This is a genomic window from Rothia sp. HMSC061E04 (assembly GCF_001813685.1).
Lineage (GTDB): Bacteria > Actinomycetota > Actinomycetes > Actinomycetales > Micrococcaceae > Rothia > Rothia mucilaginosa.
The window spans coordinates 302464-302708 of the sequence record NZ_KV813706.1; positions in this window are offsets into that span (position 1 = coordinate 302464).

The window sequence follows — 245 nt, forward strand, 5'->3', positions numbered from 1 at the left end:
CCCTTCCTTTTCGGAGGGACTTTCATTGAGGGCCTGTGGAGGCTGATTCTGGCTTCCTGGGGTTGAATTTCCCTTCCTTTTCGGAGGGACTTTCATTGAGGGTCGGATAGCCCCGGCGGGCGGCGAGGCGGGCGGCGCGAATTTCCCTTCCTTTTCGGAGGGACTTTCATTGAGGGGCCACTAGGGATGGCGACTGACTTACCCCGTACCATCATTTCCCTTCCTTTTCGGAGGGACTTTCATTG